Here is a 26,744-nt window from a genome sequence, read left to right as displayed (position 1 = left end):
GTGGAGCGGGTCGTGATCACGCGCGAGGTCGTGCTGGACAACGTCAACCCCACGATCGTGCCCCGCACCGGCACCCGCGCCGCCCGCACCCCCCGCGAGAAGTCCGCCTGACTCGCCGGACCCCGCGGCGACCTCAGCCGACGAACACGCAGAACGGGTGGCCCGCCGGGTCGGCGTAGACGCGCAGAGGCTCCTCCGGGTCGTCCGAGCGGTCGTGCAGGAGCCGCGCGCCGAGCGCGAGAGCGCGGTCGTGCTGCCGGTCGAGCTCGGCGACGTCCGGCACGGTGCAGTCGAGGTGGAGCTGTTGGGGCACGCCCTCGTCCGGCCACGTCGACGGCGGGAGGGACCCGACCTGCTGGAACGCGAGCTGGACCCCACCCGGCCCACCGCGCAGCACGAGCCAGTCCTGGCCTGCCGGGTCGGGGTCGCCGGGTGACGGGGGTTCGTCGCCCGCGCGGTACTCGAGGCCGAGCAGGGCGCGGTAGAACTCGGCGAGGGCGCGCGCGTCCGTCGTGTCGAGCACGACCTGGGCGACCCGGGGGAACACGTCGGGCACGGTGACCACCTCCGCCGCCACGCTCGCGCGACGCGCCGCGACTCGCAACCAGCCCGCCGCGCCCGCCGTGCATGTGCGCACGTCGGCCACGACGCGCGAGGATGGGTCGGTGCGACGCCCGACCACCACCGTGCTGGAGACCTCGTGAGCGACCCGGACGGGCGGCTCGCGCGCCACGTCGCGGAGGCCGCGGACGCGTGGCTGCGCGACCCGCTCGACGCCGGGGTGTACCGGCGCCTCGTCGACGCGACGCTCGCGTGGCGCGCGGGTGGCGGCCGCGTGGTGCCCGGCGTCGCGGACCCGGGTGGGAGGGCAGCCGCCGGACCCGCGTCGACCCCGGCGGACGTCGTCGCGCACGCCGTCGCTCCTGAGGACGACGACGCGCGCTACCTGCGCCCCGAGCGCGCGCCGCGCGCGGTCGGGAGCACGCTCGCGGACGTCGCGAGCATGCTGCGGGCCCGGGCGGCGGGCGCCGCGCACGAGGACCGCGTCGCGGCCCGCGCGGACGCGGACCCTGCGCGCCCGGACGCTGACGCTGCGCCGAGCGACGAGGGCGGGGAGGCCGCGGCCGAGCCGGGCGGCGCGCCCGGACCCGCCGGCGCGGCGTAGCGAGCGGCGACGGGGGGCGCTCAGCCCGCGGCGCACGTCGGGGTCGGCGGATCGCCCGCGAACCGGGCCTCGGTCCAGCGCACGAGGTCGGGCGCGAGCGGCGAGTCGGCGCGCACGAGCCCCACGTGGTCGCGCCCCTCGTACGTGCGGTAGTCGACCGGCTGCCCGGCCGTGCACAGCGTCCCCACGTACGCGTCCTGCGCGGTCGGGAGGATGAGCGTGTCCGACGCCCCCTGGGCGACGAGGAGCGGCGCGGCCACGGGCCCGGTCGGCACGTTCTCGGCGAGTCGCTCCCCGAGCGCGCCGCTCGTCGGCTCCGTCGTCCACAGGGGCTGGTCCATCGACAGCGCCTCGGCGACGGACACGAGCACGCTCGGCTCGGACAGGCAGCGCGACGCCATCTCCCGGACGACGAGGCGCGCGCCCGGGCGGACGTACGCGGCGGCGTCGGTCTCGGGGTAGGCCGCGTCGTACGCCTCCACGACGTACGACGCGAAGACGCTCCCGCCCGCGACGCGCTCCAGGTGCGAGACGAGCCCCGTGAGGTCGCTCGCCGGGGCGAGCGCTGCGACGCCGGCGAGCGGGACGTCCGGCGCGTACTCCGGCGCGACCGACCCCGTCCACAGGGCGGCGTGGCCACCCTGGGAGTGACCCCAGACGACGGTCTGCTCGCCGAGCGCCGTGCCGTCGAGCTCGCGCGCGGCGCGGACCGCGTCGAGGACGGAGCGTGCCTCGCCCTGCCCCACGAGGTACGGGTGGGCCCCGGGCGTGCCGAGGCCCGCGTAGTCCGTCGCGACGATCGCCCAGCCACGGGTGAGCACGTCGTCGAGCAGGTAGAACGCGCCGGACCCGAACGGCTCGTCGAGCACCGACGGCGCGCAGCCGCGCGCGGCGCCGGTCGTCCCGTGCGCCCACGCGACGACGGGCGGTGCGGCGTCGCCCTCGACGACGTCGGGCACGACGACGAGCCCGCTCGCGACAGCGGGCTCGGCCTCGTCGAGCGTCGTGGTGTAGAGGATGCGCCAGGCCGTCGCGCCGTCCGGGACGCCGCGCGTGAACGGCTCGGCACGCACGAGCCGGCCCGGCTCGGCGGGGACCGACTCCGGCGGGTCGTAGAACGCGTCGACCTGCGGTGCCGCGCGCTGCAGCCCGACGCTCACCGTGGCGAGCGCGCCTGCGGCGACGAACGCGAGGACCGCTCCCGCGAGCGCCGCGCGACCGTGCCGCCGCGGAGCGGGCGGGCCCGCGGGGGCGGCTCCCGGGGTGTCGAGCGCGACCGGCCCCTCCCCCGGCGTCGCGCGGGCCCGGCGTCGGCGCACCCCCGCGAGGACGAGCCGCACGCCGAGGACGACGAGGCGCACGCCGAACACCACCGCGACGACGAGCACCGTGACGTCCGGCCACGCGAGGGCCAGCACGCCGAGGACGACGGACGCCGCCCCGAGCGCGAGCCGGGCCCAGCGGTCGACCCCGCTCGACCGCACGCCCTCGACGCCGTCCAGGACACCCGCCACGACGAGCCCGGCACCGACGAGGACGGCGACGACGACGATCGTCGGCGCGGGCCACACGAGGACCGCGACGGCGAGCGCGAGGAACAGCCCGCCGCGAGCGGCCCGGGTCCAGCGGGGCCGTCCGACGGCGCGGGCGGCGCGGCGCGTACGGCCGGCACCCGGGTCACGCGTGGCGGGGCCGGTGGCCGCCGGGTCGTCGTCACCCACGAGCTCGGCGACGCCCAGGACGACGGCACCGGCGACGATCGCCACGACGAGCAGCGCGAGCGACGCGAACGGGCGCAGCACGACGGCCGCCCCGAGGAGCGCGCAGACGAGGCCGACAGTGATCGTGACGGCCGGGGGCAGGCGGGTACCGGCGTCGGCGACCGACGCGCGGATCCTGGCTCCGAGACGGTTCACGCGGCGAACGTACCCGGCACGGTTCCGGAGCGCGCGTCGACCGTCAGGCCTCTCCCCCGGCGTGGGGGACGACAGCGCCGCACTCTCGCGATCGTGCAAGAAGTGGACGAAGGGCCGCAAGATTCCTACAAGACTCTTGTGCAGCGGGAGCACCGGCCCTAGTGTTCGGCACGAGAGACCGTGCGCGGGGGTGCGACCGTGCCGCGGGCCGGAGGGTCAGCACGCCCACCGGTTGAGCACCGGAGGCGCGCGCGCCTCCCGAGGGAAGACGGGTCAACGATGATTCGCAGCACGAACCACCACCCGGCCGGGCCGCGCAAAGCCCGGGCCGCCGTCGCGGCAGCCGTCGCGCTCGCGCTCGTGGCGGGCACCGCGTCGTCGGCGCTCGCCCACGGAAAGCCCCAGCCGCCCGCGCCCGCCGTCGTGACGCGCGCCGCGATCGACCCCGCGCTCGTCGAAGGGCGCGGCGCGGCGGTCCCGTTCCACGAGCAGGAGGCCGAGAACGCGGTGACCACCGGGACCGTGATCGGCCCCGGCCGCGACGCGTACACGATCGAGGCGGAGGCGTCGGGCCGCTCGGCCGTGCGCCTGACGCCCGGGCAGCACGTCGAGTTCACGCTCCCCGCGGACGCCAACGCGATCACGGTGCGCTACTCGATCCCCGACGCCCCCACAGGCGGTGGCATCACGTCCCCGCTCGACGTGTCCGTCCTGCGCAAGGGCGCGAAGGTCGGCATCGACCGGCGCATGACGCTCACGTCGGCCTACTCCTACCTGTACAACCAGTACCCGTTCACGAACGACCCCACGGCCGACCTCCTCCAGCCCGGCTGGTGGGTCACCGAGTGCGGGTGCGTCCCCGCGGAGACGACGCCGGCCCCGTCGTTCGAGAAGCCGTTCCGGCCCATGAAGTTCTACGACGAGCAGCGGCTCCTGCTCGGCAGGACGTACACGAAGGGCGACGTCGTGCGCCTCACCGTGCCGACCCGCGGCGCCGCGGAGTGGACCGTGATCGACCTGCTCGACTCGGAGAAGGTCGCACCCCCGAAGGTCCGGCTGCTCGCCGCGAACGCGCTGCTCTTCGGGGCCGACCCGACGGGCCGCCGCGACTCCGCGGACGCGCTCGACCGGGCGATCGCGTTCGCGAGAAAGCACCGGCTCGAGGTGTACGTCCCGCCGGGCGTGTACCAGGTGAACCGGCACGTCGTCGTGGACGACGTGACGATCCAGGGCGCCGGGAGCTGGTACACGGTCTTCCGGGGCTCCGAGGTCGCCCTCGACGAGCCCGCGCCCGACGGATCCGTGCACACCGGCGTCGGCTTCTACGGGAAGTACGCGCACGAGGGCGGCAGCACGAACGTGCACCTGCGCGACTTCGCGATCGTCGGCGACGTGCGCGAGCGCATCGACACGGACCAGGTGAACGGCGTCGGCGGCGCGCTCAGCCGCTCGTCGATCACGGGCCTGCACATCCAGCACACGAAGGTCGGGCTGTGGTTCGACGGGCCGATGGACGACCTGCGCGTCGAGAGCACCGTCGTCGTCGACCAGATCGCCGACGCGCTGAACTTCCACGGGGGCGTGACGAACTCGGTCGTGCGGAACGTCTTCGTACGGAACACCGGCGACGACGGCCTCGCCCTGTGGTCGGAGAAGCTGGCGAACTCGGGCAACGTGGTCGAGAACAACACGGTCCAGTCCAACACCCTCGCCAACGGCATCGCGGTGTACGGCGGCACGGACAACACGGTGCGCGCGAACCTCGTCGCGGACCCGGTGCGCGAGGGCAGCGGCCTGCACGTCGGGTCGCGGTTCGGCGCCGAGCCGTTCGCCGGCAGGCTCGACCTCACCGACAACACCACGGTCCGCGCGGGCACGTACGAGCTCAACTGGAACATCGGGCTCGGCGCGATCTGGTTCTACGCCCTCGACCGCGACATCGACGCCGACGTCCGCGTCACCGGCGACCACTACCTCGACAGCACGTACAACGCGATCATGCTCGTCTCCGACTGGGGCGTGAAGGACGAGGTCGCGATCGAGGGCGTCGCGTTCACCGACGTCCGGGTCGACGGGACCGGCACGTCGGTCGTCAGCGCGCGCGTGCGCGGCGGCGCGTCGTTCGAGAACGTCGACGCCCGCAACGTCGGCTGGGCGGGCGTCAACAACTGCGGCGCCTTCACCTTCCCCGAGGGCGGCACGGAGTTCACGCTCACCGACCTCGGCGGCAACGACGGCACGTCGCTCAGCCCCTGGGAGCCCGGGACGGTGAACTGGCTCGGGCGGTTCGTGCCCAACGCGCCGAGCTGCCTCGACCGCCCGCCGGTCGTCGCTCCCCCGGCGCCCTCCCCCTGGGTCCAGCCGGTCGGCTGACGTCCCGTCGGGGAGGCGAGGCGGTGGCGGGGGGGGGGGGGGGGCGGGGGGCGCGCCCGGGGCGGCGGACCCCCCCCCCCCCCCCCCGCCCCCGGGGGGGGGGGGGGGGCGGGGGCCCCCCCCCCCCCCGGCCGTCCGGTCGGCGACCCGACCTGACGCACGACCCCTCCGGGAGGAAGACCAACCGTGGGTGACTACCTGTCACAGACCTGGGAGCTCGCGCGCGAGTACGACGTGCTCGGCGCCTTCTGGGTCAACATCCAGCTGACGTTCTGGGCGGCGATCCTGTCGCTCGTGCTGGGCACCGCACTGGCGCTCATGCGGATCTCCCCGGTGCCGAGCCTGCGCTGGGCCGGGACGGCGTACGTCAACGTGTTCCGCAACACGCCGCTGACGATCATCATGACGTTCATGGTGCTCGGCCTGTGGGGCCAGCTCCAGGTCACGCTCGCCCCGGACTTCGCAGGCAACTTCTTCCGTCTCGCCGTCGTCGGCCTCGCCGTCTACCACGCCGCGTTCGTGTGCGAGTCGATCCGCTCGGGCGTCAACACGGTGCCCATCGGCCAGGCCGAGGCCGCGCGCGCGATCGGACTGCCGTTCCTGCCCGCCGCGCGGCTCATCATCCTCCCGCAGGCCTTCCGCGGCGCGATCGCCCCGCTCGGCAACACGCTCATCGCGCTGCTGAAGAACTCGACCGTCGCGGCGGCCGCGAGCGTCACGACGGAGACGTCGAGCCTCATGAAGACCATGATCGAGTTCAACTCGAACTACATCTACGGGATCTTCCTGACGTTCGCGATCGGCTACGTCATCCTGGTCATCCCCATCGGCCTGCTCACCACGTCCCTCTCGACCCGACTGGCGGTCCGCCGATGAGCACCCAGCAGTCCGTCCTCTTCGACGCGCCGGGCCCGCGCGCCCGCCGTGTGATCATGATCGGCAACGTCGTCGGTGGGATCGTCGTGCTGGGCGTCGCCGCCCTCGTGCTCGTCGCGCTGGGCCGTAAGGGCCAGCTCGACGCCGACCTGTGGACCTCGCTGTTCACCGCCGACGCCTGGCAGTACTACTTTATCCCGGGCCTGCAGAACACGTTGCGCGCCGCGGGCTTCGCCATCGTCGGCGCGCTCGTGTTCGGGCTCGTGTTCGGCACCGGCCGCCTCTCCCAGCTGCGCGCGGTGCGCGTCGTGAGCGGCATCGTGGTCGAGTTCTTCCGCGCCGTGCCCGTGCTGCTCATGATGATCTTCTTCTACCTGCTGCTGGGCTTCAACAAGGTCGACGACGCACCGTTCCTCGCGGTCGTCTTCGCCCTCGTGCTCTACAACGGGTCCGTCATCGCGGAGCTCGTGCGCTCGGGCGTCGGGAACCTCCCCAAGGGCCAGGGCGAGGCCGGCCTGGCGATCGGCCTCACGCCGAGCCAGACCCTGCGCTCGATCCAGCTCCCCCAGGCGCTCATCGCGATGCTGCCGGCCCTCGTGTCGCAGCTCGTCGTCGTCCTCAAGGACTCCGCGCTGGGGCAGATCATCACGTACAACGAGCTCCTGCGCGCCGCGCAGCTCTTCGGCGTCGGCAACGGGAACATCCTCCAGTCGCTCGTCCTGGCCGCGGTGATCTTCATCGTCATCAACTGGCTGCTCACGCTCGTCGCCCGCTGGCTCTCCCGCTTCCTCAGCGGTCGCACCGCGGGCGCGACGACGACCGGCCCGGGCATCGGCAACCCGACGGTCGTCGCGGGCGGGCCCGCCGAGGACGCCCCCGCGGAGGCCGCGGCACGCTGACCGAAGCAGGGCGCGGGTCGTCTCGTCGCGGCGACCCGCGCCTCCGTCGTGGCGGCTGCGCGCCCCGGGCTCAGTCGAGAGGCTCGCCCTCGGCGTCGAGCTCGCGCTGGACGATCTCGAACGCGAGCGACGGGCTGTAGCCCTTGCGCGCCAAGGCGCCCACGGCCCGACGGACCCGTACGTCGCGGTCGAGACCGCGCGTGCGCGCGAGGCGGGTGCGCGCGAGCGCGAGCGCCGCGTCCGCCTCGGAGTCGTCGTCGACCTGCTCGAGCGCCGCGGACCCGACGTCCGGGTCGATGCCACGACGGCGCAGCTCGGTCGAGATCGCGCGCCGCGAGAGGCCCCGCTCGGCGTGCCGGGTGCGGACGATCATCTCGGCGTACTGCGCGTCGTCGACGAGCCCGACCTCCTCGAAGCGGTCGAGGACCGGCAGCACGACGTGCTCCGGGTAGCCCTTGCGCGCGAGGGACTGCGCGAGCTCGGCGCGGCTCTTCGGCGCGGCCGTGAGGATGCGGAGCACGGTCTCGCGCGCCCGCTCGGTGAGGTCGGCGTCGCTGATCTCCCCCCGCTCCACGAGCTCGTGGAGGGACGGGCGCGGGCGCCGCCCGGCCGTGCGGCCGGTGCGACGCCCGTCGTCGTGCGGGACGGACGGCTCGCCGCCGTCGGGCCCGCTCCCCTGCTCGATCAGAACGGCGACTTCTTCCCCTTGGCGGCACCCGCCGTCGCCTTCGCGGCCGGAGCCGCGTCGGCGACGGTCACGCCCGCGGCCGGGTCGGCCGGCGCGTCGACCTTGGCGCCGACGCCGAGCTTCTCCTTGATCTTCTTCTCGAGCTCGTTGGCGAGGTCCGGGTTGTCGCGCAGGAACGCGCGCGCGTTCTCCTTGCCCTGGCCGAGCTGGTCGCCGCCGTACGTGAACCACGACCCGGACTTGCGCACGAACCCGTGCTCCACGCCCATGTCGATGAGGCCGCCCTCGCGCGAGATGCCGACGCCGTAGAGGATGTCGAACTCGGCCTGCTTGAACGGCGGGGCCATCTTGTTCTTGACGACCTTGACGCGCGTGCGGTTGCCGACCGCGTCGGTGCCCTCCTTGAGGGTCTCGATGCGGCGGATGTCGAGGCGGACGGACGCGTAGAACTTCAGCGCCTTGCCACCGGTCGTCGTCTCGGGCGAGCCGAAGAACACGCCGATCTTCTCGCGGAGCTGGTTGATGAAGATCGCCGTGGTGCCGGACGCGTTGAGCGCACCGGTGATCTTGCGCAGCGCCTGCGACATGAGGCGGGCCTGGAGGCCGACGTGGCTGTCGCCCATCTCGCCCTCGATCTCGGCCTTCGGCACGAGGGCCGCGACCGAGTCGATGACGATGATGTCGAGCGCGCCCGAGCGGATGAGCATGTCCGCGATCTCGAGCGCCTGCTCGCCGGTGTCCGGCTGCGAGACCAGGAGCGCGTCGGTGTCGACGCCCAGCTTCTTGGCGTACTCCGGGTCGAGCGCGTGCTCGGCGTCGATGAACGCCGCGATGCCGCCCGCACGCTGCGCGCTCGCGACCGCGTGCAGCGCGACCGTCGTCTTGCCGGAGGACTCCGGGCCGTACACCTCGATCACGCGGCCGCGGGGCAGCCCGCCGATGCCGAGCGCGACGTCGAGCGCGATGGACCCCGTGGGGATCACGTCGACCGGCGCGCGGCCCTCCTCGCCGAGGCGCATGACGGAGCCCTTGCCGAAGCTCCGGTCGATCTGGGCGAGGGCTGCCTCGAGCGCCTTCTCGCGGTCTGCGGGTGCGGGCATGTCAGTCCACCTTCGGTTCGACGTCCATAGTTCGTTGTGGCCCGACGTTACGGGCAGCCACCGACACGCGGCGCCGGCGACCCTCGAGCCTGGGGATCGTCGTGCCGGACCGGCGTCCTGGGCCCGCCGGAGCGTGCCCTGTGCACAACTCTAGCCGAACACCTGTTCGACCCGGCGACCCCGGGCCCGGCGTGTCACGCGCCGGCGGCTCACGCTGCGACGTCGGACGACCACGCCTCGCCCGGCCGCAGGACCACCACGCGTGTGCGGGGCGCCGCGCGCTGGCACGCCGCCTCGAACGCCGCGCCCGCGTGGTCCATCCACCCGCGCGGCAGGTGCCGGCCGCCCGGCGCGTGGAGCGTGCCCCAGTGGACCGGGATCGCGACGCGCACGCCGACCTCGGCGCACACGCGCGCCGCCTGCGCGGGCCCGAGGTGCCCGCCCGACAGCCGCGGCCCCCAGCCGCCGACGGGCACGAGCGCGACGTCGACCGGCCCGTCCGCGAGCGCCGGGAGGTGGACCATGTCCGCGTGGTGCTCCGTGTCGCCCACCGCCCACACGCGCACGCCGCCCGGCCCGGTCGCGCGCACGAGGTGCCCGTTCGCCGCGTTGGGCCGGTGCGGCATCGGCCGGTGCCCGTGCACGGCCCGCACGAGGCGCACCTCGACCCCGGCGTCCGCCGGGCCGACGCCGTGCCACGCGCCGCCGAGGAGCCCGACGCCACGCAGTCCCTTGGCGCGCAGCCACCGGGCGTTCGCGGGCGCGGTGAGGACCGGGACGTCGCCGAGGAGCCGCAGCGACCGCAGCTCGGCGTGGTCGTGGTGCAGGTGGGACAGGAGCACGGCGTCGGCACCCTCCCACTCGCCCGCGTCCGGCCGGTCGCCGCGCCGTCGCAGGACGCCCGCGTGGCGCTGCAGGAGCGGGTCGGTGACGAGCCGCACGGGCGGGGTGCCCGCGCGCCCGGTGCCCACGTCGAGGACGACGCTCGCGTGGCCCAGCCACGTCACGCGGACGCTCACGGCGCGCCGTCCCGCCGTGCGGGGCCGCGCGCGGGCGCGGGCTCGCGCAGGCCGAGGTCGCGCAGCCACGCGACGAGCCGGCGGTGCACGGCCTCCGCCCCGACGAGGACGCGCTCGCCGTCGACGACCTCGAGCTCGTCGTCGGGCAGCGCGAGGTGGGCCGGCCAGAGCAGGACGGCCTCGTTCTGCGCTCCGCCGAGCCCCCCGTGCGAGCCGACCAGCCCCTCGAACGCGTGCACCATCCCGACCTCGTCGACGCGCGAGACGAGCACGAGGTCGCCCGCGTCCTCGAGCCCCGCGACGCGCTCGAGGTCGGCAGCCGCGCGCGAGCCGTACGCGGCGAGCGGGTCCTCCCCCACGACCTCGCCCGTCCGCAGGTCGCGCGAGCCCGTGCGCCCGTGCGCGCGCACGCGGCCGTCCGCCCCGCGCTCGACGACGACGCCGACGGCCGGGTGCGCGACGAGCCCGGGCAGGAGCGAGGGCCAGCGCGCGCGCACCTCGTCGCCCGTGAGCCGGCGCGGCTCGCGGGGGAACCACACCATCCCGAGGTTGCCGGAGCCGACGACCGCGACCTCGGGCAGCTCCGGCGCGGTCGCGGCGGCGTCGGCGCGCCGCTCCGACCGGTCGGGTCCCACGAGCATGCGCCCGGCGCCCGGCGCGTCGTCGCCCGCGTGGCGCAGCGCGTGCAGGGCCGTGTTGGTGGGGCCCCACGCCTCGCTGTCGGGGGCGGTGGCCCGACGCCGCCCCTCGCCGGCGGGCGCGCGGTCGAGCGCCATGAGCCGCCGGACCTCGTCGAGGAACGACCGTCCGGCGACCTGCTCGAACGTCGGGCCGAGCGACTGCCCGTGGTCGGAGAGCACGACGACCTCGTAGCGGCGCGGCGCGACCGCCGCGACCTGCTCCCAGAGACCGACGACGCCGTCCAGACCCTCGAGCGCACGCAGCGACTCGGGGCGCAGCGGACCCGCGTGGTGGGCGATCTCGTCGTAGTCGACGAGGTCGACGCACACGACGGGCGCGCCGCGCACGAGCTGCTCCGCGACGAGCGTGGTGTTGAGGTCGCGCAGGACGACGTTCGTCACCGCCCGCAGCACCGGGTACCACCCGAGGCGCGAGACGCGCGGCTCGACGCCGCGCACGGCCTGCTGCCAGCCCTGGTACAGCTCCTTGAGCAGCTCGCCGAGCGCGACGACCACGGCGCGCACGAGCACGAACGGGCTCGCGAAGAAGTGCACGAACATCTGCCCCGGGCCCAGGCCCGCGCTCGCGCGGCTCATGACGAGCAGGCTCGTCGCGGCGTCGCCCGAGAACATCGTCGAGACGGCGACCCCGCCGCCCGCGAGGAGTCCCGCGCCGTCGCTCGTGCGCGCCTCGACCGCCGCGGCGTCGGCGGGCCGGTTCGTCACGACGAGCCGACCGAGCGCGCGCGACCACCACCGGAACGCCGGCACGTGCTCGGTCGAGCCGTGCAGGAGCCCGATCGTCGAGGCGGGCGTCGTCGCGGGCACGCGGGCCCACCACGTCGTCAGGTGGTGGCTGCCGCTGCCGAGCCAGCGCGCGAGCGTCGGGACGAGCCCAGCCTGGAGCGCGTAGTCGAGCGTGGGCCGGGCGACGCCGTCGAGCATGACGACGAGCAGGCCCGCGGGCCGCCCGGCGTCGTCGGCGCCGTCCCGGGCCGGGCGCGGCACCCCGGCGTGGCGTCGCGCGCGGCGCAGCAGGTCGCCCAGCACGTACTCGTTGTCGCTCGCGCCCACGACCCAGCGCCCGAGCGCCATGAGCACCGCGGCCAGGACGAGCACGGCGAGGACGTCGAGCCACGAGCCGCTGCGGAAGCCCGGGAGGTACGTGAGCGCGGCCCACGCGACGACGAGCTGGGCCGCCATGCCCGAGACGAGCGCGCCGACCACGCCCGAGCGGTGCGCAAGGCGCCGCAGCACGGGCCGCAGCAGCACGTCGCCCACGCCGACCGCGAGCGCCGCGAGCACAAGGGACCACGGGTTCGTCACCTCGACGCCGGGCACGAGCCAGATCGCGAGGCCGAGGCCGAGCGTCGTCGAGACGAGCGACCAGGCCGCGCCGCGCACGTCGGCCGCGGTGACGCGCGCGGCACCGGCCCGGGCAGGAACGCTCATGCCGCCATCATCGCGGGGCCGGGCGGGTCGCGCTCCCCGGCCGACGCGGCGACGGGTACCGGGGCGCCGACAGGACGCGCCAGCGGTCCCCGCGGCGGAGGTGCGACGCGCTCAGCGGCGCGGCGGCGCCTGGCGGTGCTCGTCGCGGCCCCAGCGCCGCTCGTCGGGCACGTCGAGAGCGTCGCAGAGCGCGTGCCAGACGACGCGCGGCTCGACGCCGTCCTCGAGCGCCTGCGCCGCCGTGCGGTCGTCGAGGGCGGACAGCACCTGCTCGCGGACGTAGGCACGACCCAGGGACTCGCCGAACACCTCGTCGACCAGCTCGGAGAACTCGCGGTAGCGCACGGCACCAGCCTCCCACGCCCGGGCCGCGCCGCGGACCGCGGTCCGCCGCCCGTCCGGCGACGCCCGCGTCCAGACCCCTGTCACCGCGCGACGTGTGGGTGGGCACGACCACAATGGGCGGGTGACCGTCGACCCCCTCGCGCGCTTCGCCGCGCCCACGCGCGCCTGGTTCTCCGGCGCGTTCGACGCGCCGACCGCCGCGCAGGCGGGCGCGTGGGACGCCGTGGCGAGCGACCGGCACGCGCTCGTGGTCGCCCCGACGGGCTCGGGCAAGACGCTCGCGGCGTTCCTGTGGTCGCTCGACCAGATCATGAGCGCGCCGGCCGAGGGCACGCAGGTCGCGCGCGAGCACCGCTGCCGCGTCGTGTACGTGTCGCCGCTCAAGGCGCTCGCGGCGGACGTCGAGCGCAACCTGCGCTCGCCGCTCGCGGGCATCCGGCAGGCGGCGGTGCGTCTCGGCCAGGACGTGCCGGACGTCGTCGTCGGCACCCGGACCGGTGACACGCCGACGGGCGAGCGCCGCCGCCTCGCGACGCACCCCCCGGACATCCTCATCACGACGCCCGAGTCGCTGTTCCTCGTGCTCACGTCGCAGGCGCGCGCGGGGCTCGTGGGCGTCGAGACGGTCGTCGTCGACGAGATCCACGCCGTCGCGGGTACCAAGCGCGGCGCGCACCTCGCGGTGTCGCTCGAACGGCTCGACGCCCTGCTCGAGGCGAACGAGCGCCCGCCGGCGCAGCGCGTGGGCCTCTCCGCCACGGTCCGGCCCGTCGACGCCGTCGCGACGTTCCTCGGCGGACACCGCCCCGAGGCGGACGGCGGCCGCGAGGTCGTCGTCGTGCAGCCCCCGGCGAGCAAGCGCATCGAGGTCGACGTCGTGGTGCCCGTCCCGGACCTCACCGACCTCCAGACCGCCGCGCTCGTGCCCGACGCCGGGTCGCGCGACGGCGGGCTGCCGCCCCTGCCGCCGGGCGAGCGCGACCTCACCGGTCCGGCCACGTCGCGACCCACGGGCGCGCCCGAGGTCCGCCCCGCGCGCCCGTCCGTCTGGCCGCACGTCGAGGAGCGCGTCGTCGACCTCGTCGCGGACCACCGCTCGACGCTCGTCTTCACCAACTCCCGGCGCGGGGCCGAACGGCTCACCGCCCGCATGAACGAGGTGTGGGCCGAGCGCCAGGGCGAGGACGTGCTCGACCCGGGCACGGTCACCGCCGCGCAGGTCCAGGCGCAGTCCGGGGCGAGCTCGGGCGTGGAGCCGGTCATCGCGCGCGCCCACCACGGGTCGATGAGCCGCGCGGAGCGCACGCGCACGGAGACCGAGCTCAAGGACGGTCGCCTGCCCGCGGTCGTCGCGACGTCGAGCCTCGAGCTCGGCATCGACATGGGCGCGGTCGACCTCGTCGTCCAGGTGGGCGCGCCGCCCTCGGTCGCGTCGGGCCTGCAGCGCATCGGGCGCGCGGGGCACCAGGTGGGCGCGGTGTCGCACGGCGTCGTGTTCCCCACGCACCGCGGCGACCTCGTGCCGTCCGCGGTTGTGGCCGAGCGCATGCGCGGCGGGGGCATCGAGGAGCTGCACGTGCTCGCCAACCCGCTCGACGTGCTCGCGCAGCAGGTCGTGGCGATGGTCGCGGTCGACGAGTGGACGGTCGCCGAGCTCGCGACGGTCGTGCGGCGCAGCGCGCCCTACGCCCACCTCGGCGACGGGTCCCTGCACGCGGTGCTCGACATGCTCGCCGGACGCTACCCGAGCGAGGACTTCGGCGAGCTGCGCGCGCGCATCGTGTGGGACCGCGCCTCCGGCCGGCTCACGGGGCGCCCGGGGGCCCTGCGGCTCGCGGCGACGAGCGGCGGGACGATCCCCGACCGCGGCATGTACGGCGTCTTCCTCGCGACCGACGCGCCGACGGGCGGCGTCGCGGGCGACCCGGACACCGCCGGCGGCCGGGCGCCGCGCGGCGGCAAGCGCGTCGGCGAGCTCGACGAGGAGATGGTCTACGAGTCGCGCGTGGGCGACACGTTCACGCTCGGGTCGAGCACGTGGCGCATCGAGGACATCACGCCCGACCGCGTGCTCGTCACGCCCGCGCCGGGCATCCCCGGCCGCCTGCCGTTCTGGAAGGGCGACTCCCCCGGACGGCCCGCCGAGCTCGGTCGCGCGCTGGGCGGCTGGGTGCGCGAGACCGACGCGCTCGCCGCCACCGACCCGGAGGCGGCGGCCGACCGGCTGCGCGCCGCCGGCCTCGACGCGTGGGCGACCGACAACCTGCTCGCCTACCTGCGCGAGCAGCGCGAGGCGACGGGCCGGGTCCCCGACGACCGCACGGTCGTCGTCGAGCGGTTCCGCGACGAGCTCGGCGACTGGCGCGTCGTCGTGCACTCGCCGTACGGCGCGAAGGTGCACGCGCCGTGGGCGCTCGTGCTCGCCGCGCGGCTGCGCGAGCGGTACGGCGTCGACGCCGCGGCGATGCACGCCGACGACGGCATCGTCCTGCGGCTGCCCGACACCGGGGAGTCGTGGCTCGACCGCGCGTCCGACGGGGGCACCGGCGGGTCCGGGGCGGACGCGGCCGTCGTGCCCGTGGAGGACCTGCTGCTCGACCCGGACGAGGTGCTCGACGCGGTGCGCGACGAGCTCGGCGGGTCCGTGATGTTCGCGTCGCGGTTCCGCGAGGCCGCGGCGCGCGCGCTCCTGCTCCCCCGGCGCCGGCCCGACCGCCGCCAGCCGCTGTGGCAGCAGCGCCAGCGCTCGGCGCAGCTGCTGTCCGTCGCGTCGCAGTACCCGGAGTTCCCCATCGTGCTCGAGGCGGCGCGCGAGTGCCTCCAGGACGACTTCGACGTCGCGGCGCTCGTCGACCTCATGCGGGACCTCGCCGCCGGGCGCGTGCGCCTCGTCGAGGTCACCACGCCCACGCCCTCGCCCTTCGCGCAGTCGCTCCTGTTCGGCTACACCGCGCAGTTCCTCTACGACGGCGACGCTCCCCTCGCCGAGCGCCGCGCGGCGGCGCTCTCGCTCGACCCGACGCTCCTCGCCGAGCTCCTCGGCGGCGACGGCGTCGCGGCGCAGCTCGCCGACCTGCTCGACCCGGCGCAGATCGAGCGCACCGAGGCCGAGCTCGGCGCGCTCGCGCCCGAGCGCCAGGCCCGGCACGCGGAGGACCTGTGGGACGTCCTGCGCCGGCTCGGCCCGCTCACGGACGACGAGCTCGCGGCGCGCGCGCGCGAGGACGTGCGCGGCGACGTCGGCGACTGGCTGCGCGGGCTCGAGTCGGCGCGGCGCGTCATGCGCGTCCGGCTCGCGGGCGTCGCGCCCGAGCGCGCGCCGCAGTGGGCCGTGGTCGAGGACGCCGGACGGCTGCGCGACGCGCTCGGCGTCGCCCTGCCCGTCGGGATCCCCGAGGTGTTCACCGAGCCCGTGCCGGACCCGCTCGGCGACCTCGTGCGCCGGCACGCGCGCACGCACGGACCCTTCACCGCGCACGACGTCGCGACCCGGCTCGGGCTCGGCGTCGCGGTCGTCACGCAGACGCTCGAACGGCTGGAGGCCGCGCGGGTCGTGGTGCGCGGGCGCCTGCGCCCCGAGTCGATCGGGGGCACCGGCGACGACTGGTGCGACGCGGAGGTGCTGCGCGTGCTGCGCCGCCGCTCGCTCGCGGCGCTGCGGGCCGAGGTCGAGCCCGTGCCCGCCGAGACGCTCGGCGTCTTCCTCCCCCGGTGGCAGGGGCTGGGCGCGCTGCGCGGCACGGACGGGCTCCTGCGCGTCGTGGAGCAGCTCTCGGGCGCGGCCGTGCCGGCGTCCGCCCTCGAGACCCTCGTGCTCCCGGCGCGCGTCACCGACTACACCCCGACGATGCTCGACGAGCTCACCACGACCGGCGAGGTCGTCTGGTGCGGCCACGCCCCGCTGCCCGGCTCGGGCGGCGGCGACGGACTGGTCAGTCTCCACCTCGCGGAGTGGGCGCCCCTCACGCTGCCCGACCCCGGCCCACCGCCCGAGAGCGGGCTGCACGCGACGCTCCTCGACCTCCTCGACGGGTCGGGCGGCTACTTCCTGCCCCGCCTCGCGGAGCGCGCGGGCGCCGACGTGGGACCGACCCTCGACGCGCTGTGGGACCTCGTGTGGTCGGGGCACGTGACGAACGACGGGCTCGGTTCGCTGCGCGCCCGGCTCGGCGCCACGGGCGGAGCGCACCGCGCACCGCGCGCGCCCGCCCGTCCCCGCCCGCTCGGCCGCGGGCGGTTCGCCGGGCTGCGGCCCCCGAGCTCACCCGAGACGACCCTGCGCGGCGGTGCCGGGAGGTGGTCGGCGCTGCCCCCGCGCGAGACGGACCCCACCCGCCGTGCGCACGCGCTCGCGCGCGTCCTGCTCGACCGGCACGGCGTGCTCACGCGCGCCGTCGCCCCCGCCGAGGGCGTGGCCGGCTCGTTCCGGGCCGTGTACCGCGTGCTCAGCGAGCTCGAGGCGACCGGCGCGGCGCGGCGCGGGTACTTCGTCGAGCACCTCGGCGGGTCGCAGTTCGCGCTCCCGGGCGCGGTCGACCAGCTCCGCACGGACGCGCAGGACCGCGAGCGCGCCCTCGAGGCCACCGGGCCGGCGGACGGGGCGTTCCGCGACCCCTTCCGCGCCGAGGACCACGCGGCCCGCAGCGGACCGCGGCCGGGCACGGTCCTGCTCGCGGCGACGGACCCCGCCAACCCCTACGGGGCGGCGCTGCCCTGGCCCACGCGCCCGGCCGCGGGCGACCCGGGTGCGCCCGGCGGCGAGCAGACCGGCACCGACGCCCCGCGGGGCCACCGCCCCGGACGCAAGGCGGGAGCCGTCGTCGTGCTGAGCGACGGCGACCTCGCTCTCTACGTCGAGCGTGGCGGGCGGTCCGTCCTGTCGTTCCTCGACGGCCCGCGGCTCGCGGAGGCCAGCGCCGAGCTCGTGCGCGCGGTCCGGGCGGGCCGGCTCGGAAAGGTCGTCGTGCAGCGGGTCGACGGCGTCGAGGCCCTCGCCGGCGCCGGGACAAGCGCCACCCCGGCCGACGCCGCGGTCCGGGCGCTCATGGACGCCGGCTTCCGCGCGACGCCGCGCGGGCTGCGGGCCGCATGACACGCACCGCCCGCGCCGCCGTCGCACGCCCGGAGGGCCGCAGCCGCCCGGACGGGAGTCGCCGTGCCCGAGGGTGACATCCTGCGGCTCGTCTCCGCGCGGCTCGACGAGGCCCTCGCCGGCCGCGTCCTCGTGCGCTCCGAGCTGCGCTGGCCGAGCGCCGCCGAGATCGATCTCACGGGCCGGACCGTGATCGACAACGTCGCGTACGGCAAGCACCTCTTCACGCGCTTCGACGACGGCTGGTCCCTCCACACGCACCTGCGCATGGAGGGGTCGTGGCGCGTCGCGCGCACCGGCACGCGCGTCGCGCGGGGGGTGGAGCCGAACGTCCGCGTGGTGCTCGCGAACGAGTGGTGGACGGCGGTCGGCAACCGCATCGGGATGCTGCACGTGCTCCGCACGCCCGACGAGCGCCTCGTCGTGGGACCGCTCGGCCCGGACGTGCTCGGCGACGACTTCCCTGAGGCGGGGCTCGCGGAGGCCGTGGCACGCATGCGGGCCGACGACGCGGCAGGCGGGAGCGGTCCGCGGCACCGGCCCGGGCGCGAGGCGACCGGCGTGCCCGTCGCGGAGGCCCTGCTCGACCAGCACCTCGTCGCGGGCATCGGGACCATCTACACCGCGGAGTCGCTGTTCGCGGAGCGGCTCTACCCCTGGACCGCGGTCCGCGACGTCGAGGACCTCGAGGGCCTGCTCCTCACGGCGCGCCGGCTCATGCAGCGGACCGTGCGGCACGGGTTCGACCCGCGCGCCGGGGTCGTGCGGCTCGTGCACGGGCGCACACGAAAGGCGTGCCACGTGTGTGGCACGCCTATCGCCGAGGGCACGGCGAACGAGCCGCCGTACGACCGACCGATCTTCTGGTGTCCCTCGTGCCAGTCGCCGCCCGGGGGCCGGTGACGGCGGGCGTCGCTGCCTCGCCACCTGCCCCGGGTCGGCCCCGGTGCCCGACCGTCAGCCGACGGGCTGCAGGTCCTCGCGCCGTGCCGAGCCGTCGGGGATCTGCCGCCCGAGCACGGCCGTCGCGAAGTCGGCCGGGATGGTGTCCGGGATGAGCAGACCCTCGGCGACGGCGACCCGGTCGCTGACCTCGCGGAGCACCAACGACATCGGGATGTCGAGCGCCTCGCAGATCGAGCCGAGGAGCTCCGACGACGCTTCCTTCTGGCCGCGCTCGACCTCGCTGAGGTAGCCCAGCGAGACCCGTGCGGCGGAGGACACCTCTCGCAGGGTGCGCCCCTGTCGCTGGCGAGCGTCTCGCAGCACGTCTCCGATCTCACGTCGAAGAACAATCATCTGGCGACCCCCTTCCGTGTCCCGTGCGCTCCCCGGGGCCGGGGAGGCCCCCACCTGGGTGCGCGAACTGCTCGTACCGGTCTTCCTGTTCACTGCCCCGCGTGACGGGGTCGTCCTACCGTACCCCGACCGCGGCCCGCTCACGTCTCCTGCACGACGTGCCGGACGCGCCGCGGGGGCGTTGTCCGGGCGTCCCACCGGTCGGGTGGCGGTCCTGTTGGCGATCACGTGCTGTGCAACGTCCCGACGTGGGGCGTTGTTCCCGCGCGCGGAGCCGCCCCAAGCCCCCGCGCCACGTTCACGACCTCTCCACGAGCGGCCGCGACGGCCGCGTCGACGGCGCCCGGGCGGACCCGCGAATCACCCGCCGTTTTCACCCGTGCCGGCGCCCACGGCAGGCTCGGCGCCGACGACCGCCCGCGCGAGCGCGAGCGCCGCGGCGACCGTTCCCGCGCGCACCGCCGCGCGGTCCCCCGGGACGTGCAGGTGCCGCACCTCCGCCCCGCGGGGACCGCTCACGGCGACGTAGACCGTGCCGGGCGGCTGCCCGTCCTGCGGGTCGGGTCCCGCGACCCCGGTCGTCGCGACGCCGACGTCCGCGCCGAGCACCGCGCGCACGCGCTCCGCCATCTGGCGGGCGACCTCCGGGTGGACGGCCCCGTGCGCGGCGAGCAGGCCCGCGTCGACCCCGAGCACCGACTCCTTGACGTCCGTCGCGTACGCGACGACCGCGCCGCGGAGCACGCGCGACGCCCCCGGCACGTCGACGACCGTCGCCGAGAGCAGGCCCCCGGTGAGCGACTCGGCCGTCGCGAGCGACCACCCGCGGGCCTCGAGGTCGCGCAGCAGGGCGGCGGCCTCGCCCGGTCCGGGCGTCCCCGCGGCGCCGGTCACGACGCCGACGCGCCGTCCGCGCCCGCGCCGGGCTCGACGAGCCGCGCGGCGCGGATCGCGTCGCGGCGCAGCCGCCACCCCTGGTAGGCGTACTCCAGGCCGGTCACGACCGTCACGAGGATCGCCGCCGCGAGCACGACCCAGGCCACGACCGCGACCCAGACGGGCAGGTGCGCGAGCGGCAGGAGGAACAGGGTGATGGCGACGGTCTGGAGCACCGTCTTGAGCTTGCCGCCGCGCGACGCGGGCATGACCGCGTACTTGAGGACCGCGAAGCGCAGGAGCGTCACGCCGAGCTCGCGTGCGAGCACGACCACCGGGACCCACCAGGGCAGCTCGCCCAGCGGCCACGCGAGCAGCACGAGCGCCGTGCCGACGAGGAGCTTGTCCGCGATCGGGTCGAGCAGCTTGCCGAGGTCCGTGACGAGGTCGTAGCGCCGCGCGAGGTACCCGTCGAGACGGTCCGACGTCGCGGCGACGACGAAGATCCCCGTGGCCACGAGGCGCCACGTGACGGACTCGCCGCCGTCGACGAGGAGCGCCCACGCGAAGAACGGGACGAGCAGGATCCGCGCCATGGTGACGAGGTTCGCGGAGTTCCACGGCGAGGGGACGGCGGTGACCACGTCACCAGCCTAGGGGGTCGGCGCGGGTGCGACGGCCGCCGTCCACCGCGCGCGGGCGCTCAGCGCCAGCCGGACTCGACGTCCGCGCCGTCGTGGTAGTCCGTCGCGACCGGCGGCATGTGGCCGTCCGTGCCCTCGCCGTAGTCGTGCCCGCCGCCCGCCGGCGCGGGCGCCGCCGCGGCGTCCGCCTGGCCGTCGAACACCTCCTGCGCCGGCTCCCCGCGGATCAGCGCGAGCGCCGAGGGCAGCTCCTCGGGCGTCACGAGCACCTCGCGCGCCTTGGAGCCCTCGGACGGCCCGACGATCTCGCGCGACTCCAGCAGGTCCATGAGACGCCCCGCCTTGGCGAACCCGACGCGCAGCTTGCGCTGGAGCATCGACGTCGAGCCGAACTGCGACGTCACGACGAGCTCCGCGGCCTGCAGCAGCAGGTCGAGGTCGTCGCCGATGTCCTCGTCGACCTGCTTCTTCACCGCGGCCTGCGTCACGTCCTCGCGGTACACGGGCTTGAGCTGCGCCTTGACGTGCTCGACGACCGCGTGCACCTCGGACTCCGACACCCACGCGCCCTGCACGCGCATCGGCTTCGCGGCGCCCATGGGCAGGAACAGCGCGTCGCCCTGGCCGATGAGCTTCTCGGCACCCGGCTGGTCGAGCACGACGCGCGAGTCGGCGAGGGACGACGTCGCGAACGCGAGGCGCGACGGCACGTTGGCCTTGATGAGGCCCGTGACGACGTCGACCGACGGGCGCTGCGTCGCGAGCACGAGGTGGATCCCGGCGGCGCGCGCGAGCTGCGTGATGCGCTGGATCGACGCCTCGACGTCGCGCGGGGCGACCATCATGAGGTCGGCGAGCTCGTCGACGACGACGAGCAGGTACGGGTACGTCGCGATCTTGCGCTCGGAGCCCGGCAGCGGCTTGACCTTGCCCGAGCGGACCGCGGCGTTGAAGTCGTCGATGTGCTTGAACCCGAACGCGGCGAGGTCGTCGTAGCGCGCGTCCATCTCGCGCACGACCCAGTCGAGCGCCTCGGCCGCCTTCTTCGGGTTCGTGATGATCGGCGTGATGAGGTGCGGGATGCCCTCGTAGATCGTCAGCTCGACGCGCTTGGGGTCGACGAGCACGAGGCGGACCTGCTCGGGCGTCGCGCGCATGAGGATCGACGTGATCATCGAGTTGATGAAGCTCGACTTGCCGGCGCCCGTCGCGCCCGCGACGAGGATGTGCGGCATCTTCGCGAGGTTCGCGACGACGTAGCCGCCCTCGACGTCCTTGCCGACGCCCATGACCATCGGGTGCTCGGTGCGGCGCGCGGCCGACGAGCGCAGCACGTCGCCGAGCACGACCGTCTCGCGGTCGGTGTTGGGGATCTCGATGCCGATCGCGGACTTGCCGGGGATCGGGGCGAGGATGCGCACGTCGGCGCTCGCGACCGCGTACGCGATGTTGTTCGACAGCGACGTGATCCGCTCGACCTTGACCTTGGGCCCGACCTCGACCTCGTAGCGCGTCACGGTCGGGCCGCGCGTGAAGCCCGTGACCTTCGCGTCGACCTCGAACTGCTCGAACGTCTGGGTCAGCGCCTCGACGACGCGGTCGTTGGCGGCCGAGCGCACCTTGTGCGGGGCCCCCTTGACGAGCGACTCCTCGCTCGGCAGGAGGTAGACCGTGTCGCCCTCGAGCATCGGCTGCACGCCCCGTGGCAGCGGCGCGCTCGGCGGGGGCGGCGGCACGCTGCCCGCGCCGTCGTCCGGCGCGGGCGCGACCGCGGCCATCGCCGCCGCCGCGGTGTCCTGCGCCGTGCCGCCGACGGCACCGACGACCTCGGTCGGCGCGGTCCCGGCGGCGGGCTCGTCCCGGCGGCGCCTGGCGCCCCGGCCGCGCGGGGCGGCGTCCTCCTCGTAGTCGAGGAACGCCGCGGTCTCGAACGCCTCGTCGCCCGAGAACCCGCCCTCGGGCTTCTCGATCTCGGCGGCCTCCGCGGCGCGCTGCGCCTTCGTGCGGCGCGGCTTGCGCGGGCGTCGGGCGGCCGGCGCGTCGGTGCCGTCGTGGCGCGAGACGCCCTCGGCGAGCGGGAGGCCGTCGGCGTCCACCTCCTCCGGGCGGTGGTTGCCGGTGAGCACGTCGTACAGGCCGCGCAGGCGGCTCGGGATGCGGTGCACCGGGGTCGCGGTGACGACGAGCAGACCGAAGAACCCGAGCAGCAGGAAGATCGGGACGGCGAACCAGGCCGTGAGCCCCGCCGTCACCGGGGTCGCGGCGAGGTAGCCGACGATGCCGCCCGCGTCCTGCACCGCTTCGAAGCCGTCGCGCGGGGCGGGCAGGTCCTCCGAGATGTGCACGAGCGAGCACACCGACACCACGATGAGCGTGAGCCCGATCGCGACGCGCGAGTTCGCCTGCGCGCGCTCGGGGTGGCGCATGATGCGCACGGCCAGCCACAGCAGCAGGACGGGCACCGCGACGCCCGCGAGCCCGAACGTGCCCGCGACGACCCCGTGCACGACCTTGCCGAACGTGCCCTGGATGCCCCACCACTCGCGCGCCGCGACGACGACCGCGAGGGCGATGAGGAAGAACGCGACGCCGTCGCGCCGGTGTGCCGGGTCCAGCTCTCTCGCTCCCTTTCCGATGGTGCGCACGAGTGCTCCCACGCCGTGCGCGGCGCCGAGCCAGACCGCCCGCACCGCGCGGACGGGCCACGGCGGCCCCGAGGCCGGGCGCCCGGCGGGACGGCGCCCGCTCGAGGAGGAGGACCGACCACGACCGGTGCCGGAGCGCGACGCGCCGCGGGCCGTGGACGAACCGCCGCGCGCCGCCGTGCGGGGCGCTGGCGTGCGGTTGCTCGCGGTCCGACGTGCCTGCGAGGACGTCCGGGTCGCCATAGTGGTCCTAACCTACCCGTGGGGGTCGGTGCGGACGCGGACCCTGCGGGCGCGTGTCCCTGCACGCCCGGCCCCGAGCCGCCCGACACCGAGCCACGATGGCTGCGGACCTCGACCCCGATCCACCCGACGACGGGAGACCCATGCACGACCCGGCGCAGCACGGAGCGCACGACCCGGCGCGACCCGGCCCGCCCGGCGCGCCGGCGGGGTCCGGCCCCGCCGGACCGCCGCGGTCGACGGCCGCCCCGGCCCGCGACCTCGTCGAGGTCGTCCCGGGGGTGTGGGTCGCGACGGCCGAGATCTGGACGACCACGTCGACGGTCGCCGTGGCGCCGGACGGCGAGGCGCTCGTCGTGGACCCGGCGGTGACGGTCGCCGAGGTCGAGGGGTTGGCCGCCGCGGTCGCGGAGCGCGGCTGGCGCGTGACCGCGGGCTTCGCGACGCACGCGCACTGGGACCACGTCCTGTGGTCGGCGTCGCTCGGCTGCGCACCCCGCTGGGCGACGGCGCGCGCCGCCGACGTCGTGCACCGGCGCCGTGCCGAGGCCCTCGCGTCCGCGGACGCGGCCGCGCCCGGTCACGACCCCGGGCTCGTGGGTGCGCTGTCCCCGCTCCCCCGCGGCGCGCGCCGGCTCCCCTGGCCGACCGGCGCCTCGACGGACCACGTCGCGGTGACCGTCGTCGAGCACGACGCGCACGCCCCGGGCCACGCGGCGCTCGTGGTCCGCACGGCGCACGGCAGCGCGCTCCTGGCGGGCGACATGCTCTCCGACACGGAGGTGCCGCTCGTCGACGCCGGCTCGCGCGACCCCGTCGGGGTGTACCGCGGCGCGCTCGACGCGCTCGGCCGCGTCGCACGCGACGTGGACGCGGTCGTCCCGGGCCACGGGCGCCCGGCCGTCGGCCGCACCGCGATCGACGAACGCCTCGCGGCGGACCGGTCCTACCTCGACGCGCTGGCGGCGGCCGCGGCGGGTCGGGTCGCGACGCCGGTCGACGACCCGCGCCTGACGGGCTACGTCGCGACGTGGCACGACGAGCAGCTCACGGCGCTGCGCGGGCGCTGACGCCGCGTGGACCCGCGGGCACGCCGCGGTGCAGGTGGCGCGCCGCGACGTGCAGCGCGTCGAGGTCGGAGCCGTGGACGCTCACCGTGCCACCCTCGGGGTCGAACCCGACGGCGTCACGCTCGACCGCCCGGCGGCCTCAGGCGAGGAACAGCCCGATCGCGAGCGTGACGACTCCGGCGGCCAGCACGGCGCCGCCGACGGGGAGCAGCACGACCGCCCGGTTGGGCGCCTCGCGCCCGGTGCCCGCCGCAGACAGGAAGAACCCGCCGGGCAGGAGGATCGCCGCGACGAGCACCCCGGTGCCGGCGAGCCAGCGCCAGAAGCCCGTGAGGTCGGTGGCCTCCGCGAGGAGGAGGCACACGAGGCCGAGGATCACGAGGACGCCCGCGTGGGCGTGCCCCGCGCGGAAGAACGAGGTCTGGAAGCCCGTCGCGGGCACGCGCCGGGTGACGACCCTGACGAGGAACGCCCCGCCGGACTCGATCCCGACGACGGTGAGGAGGACGATGCCCGCGGTGATGCGGGCGGCGTCGGTGAGCTCGAGCACAGGGGCCTCCGAGGGCGAGGGTGCGCGGCGCGCACTTGTTTACGAACACTGTTATAGAACACCGTTCGCAAACATCCGTCAAGGCCCGTAGACTCGGCGCGTGGCCCGCCCCCGACTGCACGACGACGCCCTGCGCGACCGCCTCCTCGACGTCGCGTCACGCGCCATCTCCGAGCACGGCGAGAGCGCCGTGACCGTCCGCGCGGTCGCGACCGCGGCGGGCACCAGCGCGTCGGCCGTGTACGCGCTCTTCGGCAGCCGCGACGACCTCGTCGCGGCCGTCTCGGCCGAGGGGTTCCGGCGGTTCGCCGCGCACCTCGAGGCCGTCCCCCGGACCGCCGATCCGGCGGCCGACCTCGCCGCGCTCGGGCGCGCGTACCGGGCGTTCGCGCTCGCCGACCCGCACTTCTACGCCGTGATGTTCGCGCGCGGCGTCCGGCCGGGCGCGGACCGCACGCGCGCGGTGGAGGAACGCACCTTCGGCGTCCTGCGCGACGCCGTCGCGCGCCTCGTGCCCGACGCGGACGCCGCGCAGGACGTCTCCCTGGGGCTGTGGGGGCTCGTGCACGGGCTCGTGTCACTCGAGCTCGCGGGCCTCGTCCCGGGCGACGACGCCGCACGCGCCGCGCACTACGCCGGCGCCCTCGGTGCCGTCGGGCCGGGGATCGTCGCCGCGCGCCAGGCGCGCTGACGCACCGATCACCGCGGACGCGGCGCGCCGCGTCGCGGCGCGCCGTCCGGCTCAGCCCCCGACGAGGCCGGGGTGACGCGTCACCGCTGCCCGTCGGCGCCGTACGTGCGCTGCGCAGCCGTCGTCTCGCGCACCGTGCGCACCCAGAAGACGAGGGCGAGGACGACCCCGACCGTCGCGGCGGTCTCCAGGACCGGCAGCAGCACGAACGTCTCGGCGGGGCCCGCCGTCGTCAGGGTCGTCAGCTGCGCGGCGAGGTTGGACGCGACCGAGAACGTCAGCCACCCCGCCCACCACCACCCGAGCCCGGGACGGGGGCGGGAGGTCGTCGCGGCGCGGACGTCGCGCACCACCTGGTAGGGGAACCACAGCGAGACGACGGGCACGAACCACGCGAGCCAGACCCACACGCGGCTGCGCGCGTGGCGCGCCCCGGGCGAGACGGCCTCCGCGAAGGTGCGGCTCTGCCACAGCCACACGCACGTCACCACGCCCGCCGCGACCTGGAACGGGAGGAGCAGGAAGGACGTGCCGTCGTACGCGGTCACGACGTCGACGCTCGCGGTGCCCTCTCGCGCAGCGCTCGCGAAGTCGCCCGCCGCCGCGAAGGACGTGAGCCAGACGATCGCCTGCACGGCCGTGACGAGGATCGCGAGGGCCACGGTCGCCGTCGCGAGACTGCCGGGGACCGGCGGGCGCGGCGCCCACCCGGACCACGACCCGGGCGCGCCGTACGCAGGAGGCGGGACGGGCGCGTACTGCCCGTACGCGGGCGCCGGCCGCCCGTGCACGGGAGCCGGGGTGTGCTGCCCGTAGGCGGGAGCCGGCTGCCCGTAGGCGGGAGCCGGGGCGTGCTGCCCGTACGCCGGGACGGGCGGGTGCGGCCCGGGGGCTGCGGGCGGTCCGGGCTGGTCGCCGGACGGTCGGGCGTGCGGCGGGACCCCGTACGGGTCGTGGGCGGTCACAGAGCCTCCTGGGCTGGTCGGGGCGGCCGCAGTCGTGCGCCCCCCCCCGCGCCGGGGCCCCGGGGGGGGGGGGGGGGTGGGGGGGGGGGGGGGGGGGGCCCGGGCGGGGGGGGGGGGGGGGGGCGCGGGGGGGGGGCCCCCCCCCGCCCGGGGGGG

21 protein-coding genes are annotated in these 26,744 nt (G+C 76.2%); 8 read left to right on the top strand and 13 right to left on the bottom strand.

The window, feature by feature from the left end; translation table 11 throughout:
• Positions 1–133: 133 nt before the first annotated feature.
• Complete coding sequence (locus GYH36_RS15165; RefSeq protein WP_024842361.1) at positions 134–556, bottom strand: VOC family protein; 423 nt, start codon at positions 554–556, stop codon at positions 134–136.
• A 144-nt stretch (positions 557–700) separates the two neighbouring features.
• On the opposite strand from GYH36_RS15165, the gene GYH36_RS15160 reads away from it, so the two are divergent.
• Positions 701–1,165: a hypothetical protein gene (locus GYH36_RS15160; protein ID WP_162290274.1), complete on the top strand. Its 465-nt coding sequence runs from the start codon at positions 701–703 to the stop codon at positions 1,163–1,165.
• Between the two features lie 20 nt (positions 1,166–1,185).
• Here the strand turns inward: GYH36_RS15160 and GYH36_RS15155 are convergent, their stop codons facing one another.
• Positions 1,186–3,081, bottom strand: coding sequence for a lipase family protein (locus tag GYH36_RS15155; protein WP_312028662.1), 1,896 nt, complete (start codon positions 3,079–3,081; stop codon positions 1,186–1,188).
• Between the two features lie 279 nt (positions 3,082–3,360).
• Here GYH36_RS15155 and GYH36_RS15150 point away from each other — a divergent pair, with 279 nt between their 5' ends.
• From GYH36_RS15150 to GYH36_RS15140, 3 genes are all read left to right on the top strand, one after another.
• Positions 3,361–5,454, top strand: coding sequence for a glycosyl hydrolase family 28-related protein (locus GYH36_RS15150; protein WP_162290272.1), 2,094 nt, complete (start codon positions 3,361–3,363; stop codon positions 5,452–5,454).
• A 186-nt stretch (positions 5,455–5,640) separates the two neighbouring features.
• Entirely contained in the window at positions 5,641–6,330 is a 690-nt protein-coding gene (locus GYH36_RS15145; protein ID WP_162290271.1) for an amino acid ABC transporter permease, read from the top strand.
• A complete protein-coding gene (locus tag GYH36_RS15140; protein WP_162290270.1) occupies positions 6,327–7,229 on the top strand; it encodes an amino acid ABC transporter permease in 903 nt (300 codons plus the stop codon). Before GYH36_RS15145 ends, GYH36_RS15140 begins: the two co-directional genes overlap by 4 nt.
• Positions 7,230–7,299: 70 nt before the next feature.
• On the opposite strand, the gene GYH36_RS15135 is transcribed toward GYH36_RS15140, so the two are convergent.
• The 5 genes from GYH36_RS15135 to GYH36_RS19800 all read right to left on the bottom strand — a co-directional run bounded on the left by GYH36_RS15135 (position 7,300) and on the right by GYH36_RS19800 (position 12,513).
• Positions 7,300–7,803 carry a regulatory protein RecX gene (locus GYH36_RS15135; protein WP_051471627.1) on the bottom strand — a complete coding sequence of 168 codons (504 nt, stop codon included), beginning with the start codon at positions 7,801–7,803 and terminating at the stop codon, positions 7,300–7,302.
• Positions 7,804–7,913: 110 nt separating this feature from the next.
• Entirely contained in the window at positions 7,914–9,017 is a 1,104-nt protein-coding gene (gene recA / locus GYH36_RS15130; RefSeq protein WP_115942389.1) for a recombinase RecA, read from the bottom strand.
• A gap of 209 nt (positions 9,018–9,226) precedes the next feature.
• Positions 9,227–10,036, bottom strand: a complete 810-nt coding sequence (locus GYH36_RS15125; protein WP_115942388.1) for an MBL fold metallo-hydrolase — start codon at positions 10,034–10,036, stop codon at positions 9,227–9,229.
• A complete protein-coding gene (locus tag GYH36_RS15120; protein ID WP_162290269.1) occupies positions 10,033–12,168 on the bottom strand; it encodes a phage holin family protein in 2,136 nt (711 codons plus the stop codon). Before GYH36_RS15120 ends, GYH36_RS15125 begins: the two co-directional genes overlap by 4 nt.
• A gap of 111 nt (positions 12,169–12,279) precedes the next feature.
• Entirely contained in the window at positions 12,280–12,513 is a 234-nt protein-coding gene (locus GYH36_RS19800; protein WP_024840581.1) for a DUF3046 domain-containing protein, read from the bottom strand.
• Between the two features lie 121 nt (positions 12,514–12,634).
• On the opposite strand from GYH36_RS19800, the gene GYH36_RS15110 reads away from it, so the two are divergent.
• Together GYH36_RS15110 and GYH36_RS15105 are read left to right on the top strand one after the other, a co-directional pair.
• On the top strand, positions 12,635–17,605 hold the full coding sequence (locus GYH36_RS15110) for an Lhr family helicase (RefSeq protein ID WP_162290268.1): 4,971 nt from the start codon (positions 12,635–12,637) through the stop codon (positions 17,603–17,605).
• A gap of 63 nt (positions 17,606–17,668) precedes the next feature.
• Complete coding sequence (locus tag GYH36_RS15105) at positions 17,669–18,508, top strand: DNA-formamidopyrimidine glycosylase family protein (RefSeq protein WP_162290267.1); 840 nt, start codon at positions 17,669–17,671, stop codon at positions 18,506–18,508.
• A 54-nt stretch (positions 18,509–18,562) separates the two neighbouring features.
• Here GYH36_RS15105 and GYH36_RS15100 read toward each other — a convergent pair whose 3' ends face one another.
• The 4 genes from GYH36_RS15100 to GYH36_RS15085 all read right to left on the bottom strand — a co-directional run bounded on the left by GYH36_RS15100 (position 18,563) and on the right by GYH36_RS15085 (position 23,312).
• Positions 18,563–18,904, bottom strand: a complete 342-nt coding sequence (locus tag GYH36_RS15100; RefSeq protein WP_162290266.1) for a helix-turn-helix domain-containing protein — start codon at positions 18,902–18,904, stop codon at positions 18,563–18,565.
• 360 nt (positions 18,905–19,264) lie between these two features.
• The gene (locus GYH36_RS15095) at positions 19,265–19,798 is read right to left on the bottom strand and encodes a CinA family protein (protein WP_162290265.1); all 534 of its coding nucleotides are present in this window, start codon (positions 19,796–19,798) and stop codon (positions 19,265–19,267) included.
• Positions 19,795–20,424, bottom strand: coding sequence for a CDP-diacylglycerol--glycerol-3-phosphate 3-phosphatidyltransferase (gene pgsA, locus GYH36_RS15090; RefSeq protein ID WP_024840576.1), 630 nt, complete (start codon positions 20,422–20,424; stop codon positions 19,795–19,797). Before pgsA ends, GYH36_RS15095 begins: the two co-directional genes overlap by 4 nt.
• Positions 20,425–20,483: 59 nt before the next feature.
• The gene (locus GYH36_RS15085) at positions 20,484–23,312 is read right to left on the bottom strand and encodes an FtsK/SpoIIIE family DNA translocase (RefSeq protein WP_203231906.1); all 2,829 of its coding nucleotides are present in this window, start codon (positions 23,310–23,312) and stop codon (positions 20,484–20,486) included.
• Positions 23,313–23,455: 143 nt separating this feature from the next.
• Here GYH36_RS15085 and GYH36_RS15080 point away from each other — a divergent pair, with 143 nt between their 5' ends.
• On the top strand, positions 23,456–24,382 hold the full coding sequence (locus GYH36_RS15080) for an MBL fold metallo-hydrolase (protein ID WP_162290264.1): 927 nt from the start codon (positions 23,456–23,458) through the stop codon (positions 24,380–24,382).
• 139 nt (positions 24,383–24,521) lie between these two features.
• On the opposite strand, the gene GYH36_RS15075 is transcribed toward GYH36_RS15080, so the two are convergent.
• On the bottom strand, positions 24,522–24,932 hold the full coding sequence (locus GYH36_RS15075; RefSeq protein WP_024840573.1) for a hypothetical protein: 411 nt from the start codon (positions 24,930–24,932) through the stop codon (positions 24,522–24,524).
• Between the two features lie 100 nt (positions 24,933–25,032).
• On the opposite strand from GYH36_RS15075, the gene GYH36_RS15070 reads away from it, so the two are divergent.
• Positions 25,033–25,623, top strand: a complete 591-nt coding sequence (locus tag GYH36_RS15070) for a TetR/AcrR family transcriptional regulator (RefSeq protein ID WP_162290263.1) — start codon at positions 25,033–25,035, stop codon at positions 25,621–25,623.
• A gap of 80 nt (positions 25,624–25,703) precedes the next feature.
• Here the strand turns inward: GYH36_RS15070 and GYH36_RS20370 are convergent, their stop codons facing one another.
• A complete protein-coding gene (locus GYH36_RS20370; RefSeq protein ID WP_162290262.1) occupies positions 25,704–26,588 on the bottom strand; it encodes a DUF4328 domain-containing protein in 885 nt (294 codons plus the stop codon).
• Positions 26,589–26,744: the final 156 nt, after the last annotated feature.

The organism is Cellulosimicrobium composti (assembly GCF_010287905.1).
In the GTDB taxonomy this organism is placed as follows: Bacteria; Actinomycetota; Actinomycetes; order Actinomycetales; family Cellulomonadaceae; genus Cellulosimicrobium; species Cellulosimicrobium composti.
The sequence above is the reverse complement of the archived record's forward strand: the minus strand, read 5'-3'. Positions and strand labels throughout refer to the sequence as shown.

Excerpts from the sequence above, each read along its gene's own strand:
- GYH36_RS15150 (WP_162290272.1), top strand. The coding sequence starts at position 3,361 with ATGATTCGCAGCACGAACCACCACCCGGCCGGGCCGCGCAAAGCCCGG.
- GYH36_RS15140 (WP_162290270.1), top strand. The coding sequence starts at position 6,327 with ATGAGCACCCAGCAGTCCGTCCTCTTCGACGCGCCGGGCCCGCGCGCC.
- recA (WP_115942389.1), bottom strand. The coding sequence starts at position 9,017 with ATGCCCGCACCCGCAGACCGCGAGAAGGCGCTCGAGGCAGCCCTCGCC.
- GYH36_RS15120 (WP_162290269.1), bottom strand. The coding sequence starts at position 12,168 with ATGAGCGTTCCTGCCCGGGCCGGTGCCGCGCGCGTCACCGCGGCCGAC.
- GYH36_RS15100 (WP_162290266.1), bottom strand. The coding sequence starts at position 18,904 with ATGATTGTTCTTCGACGTGAGATCGGAGACGTGCTGCGAGACGCTCGC.
- GYH36_RS15085 (WP_203231906.1), bottom strand. The coding sequence starts at position 23,312 with ATGGCGACCCGGACGTCCTCGCAGGCACGTCGGACCGCGAGCAACCGC.
- GYH36_RS15080 (WP_162290264.1), top strand. The coding sequence starts at position 23,456 with ATGCACGACCCGGCGCAGCACGGAGCGCACGACCCGGCGCGACCCGGC.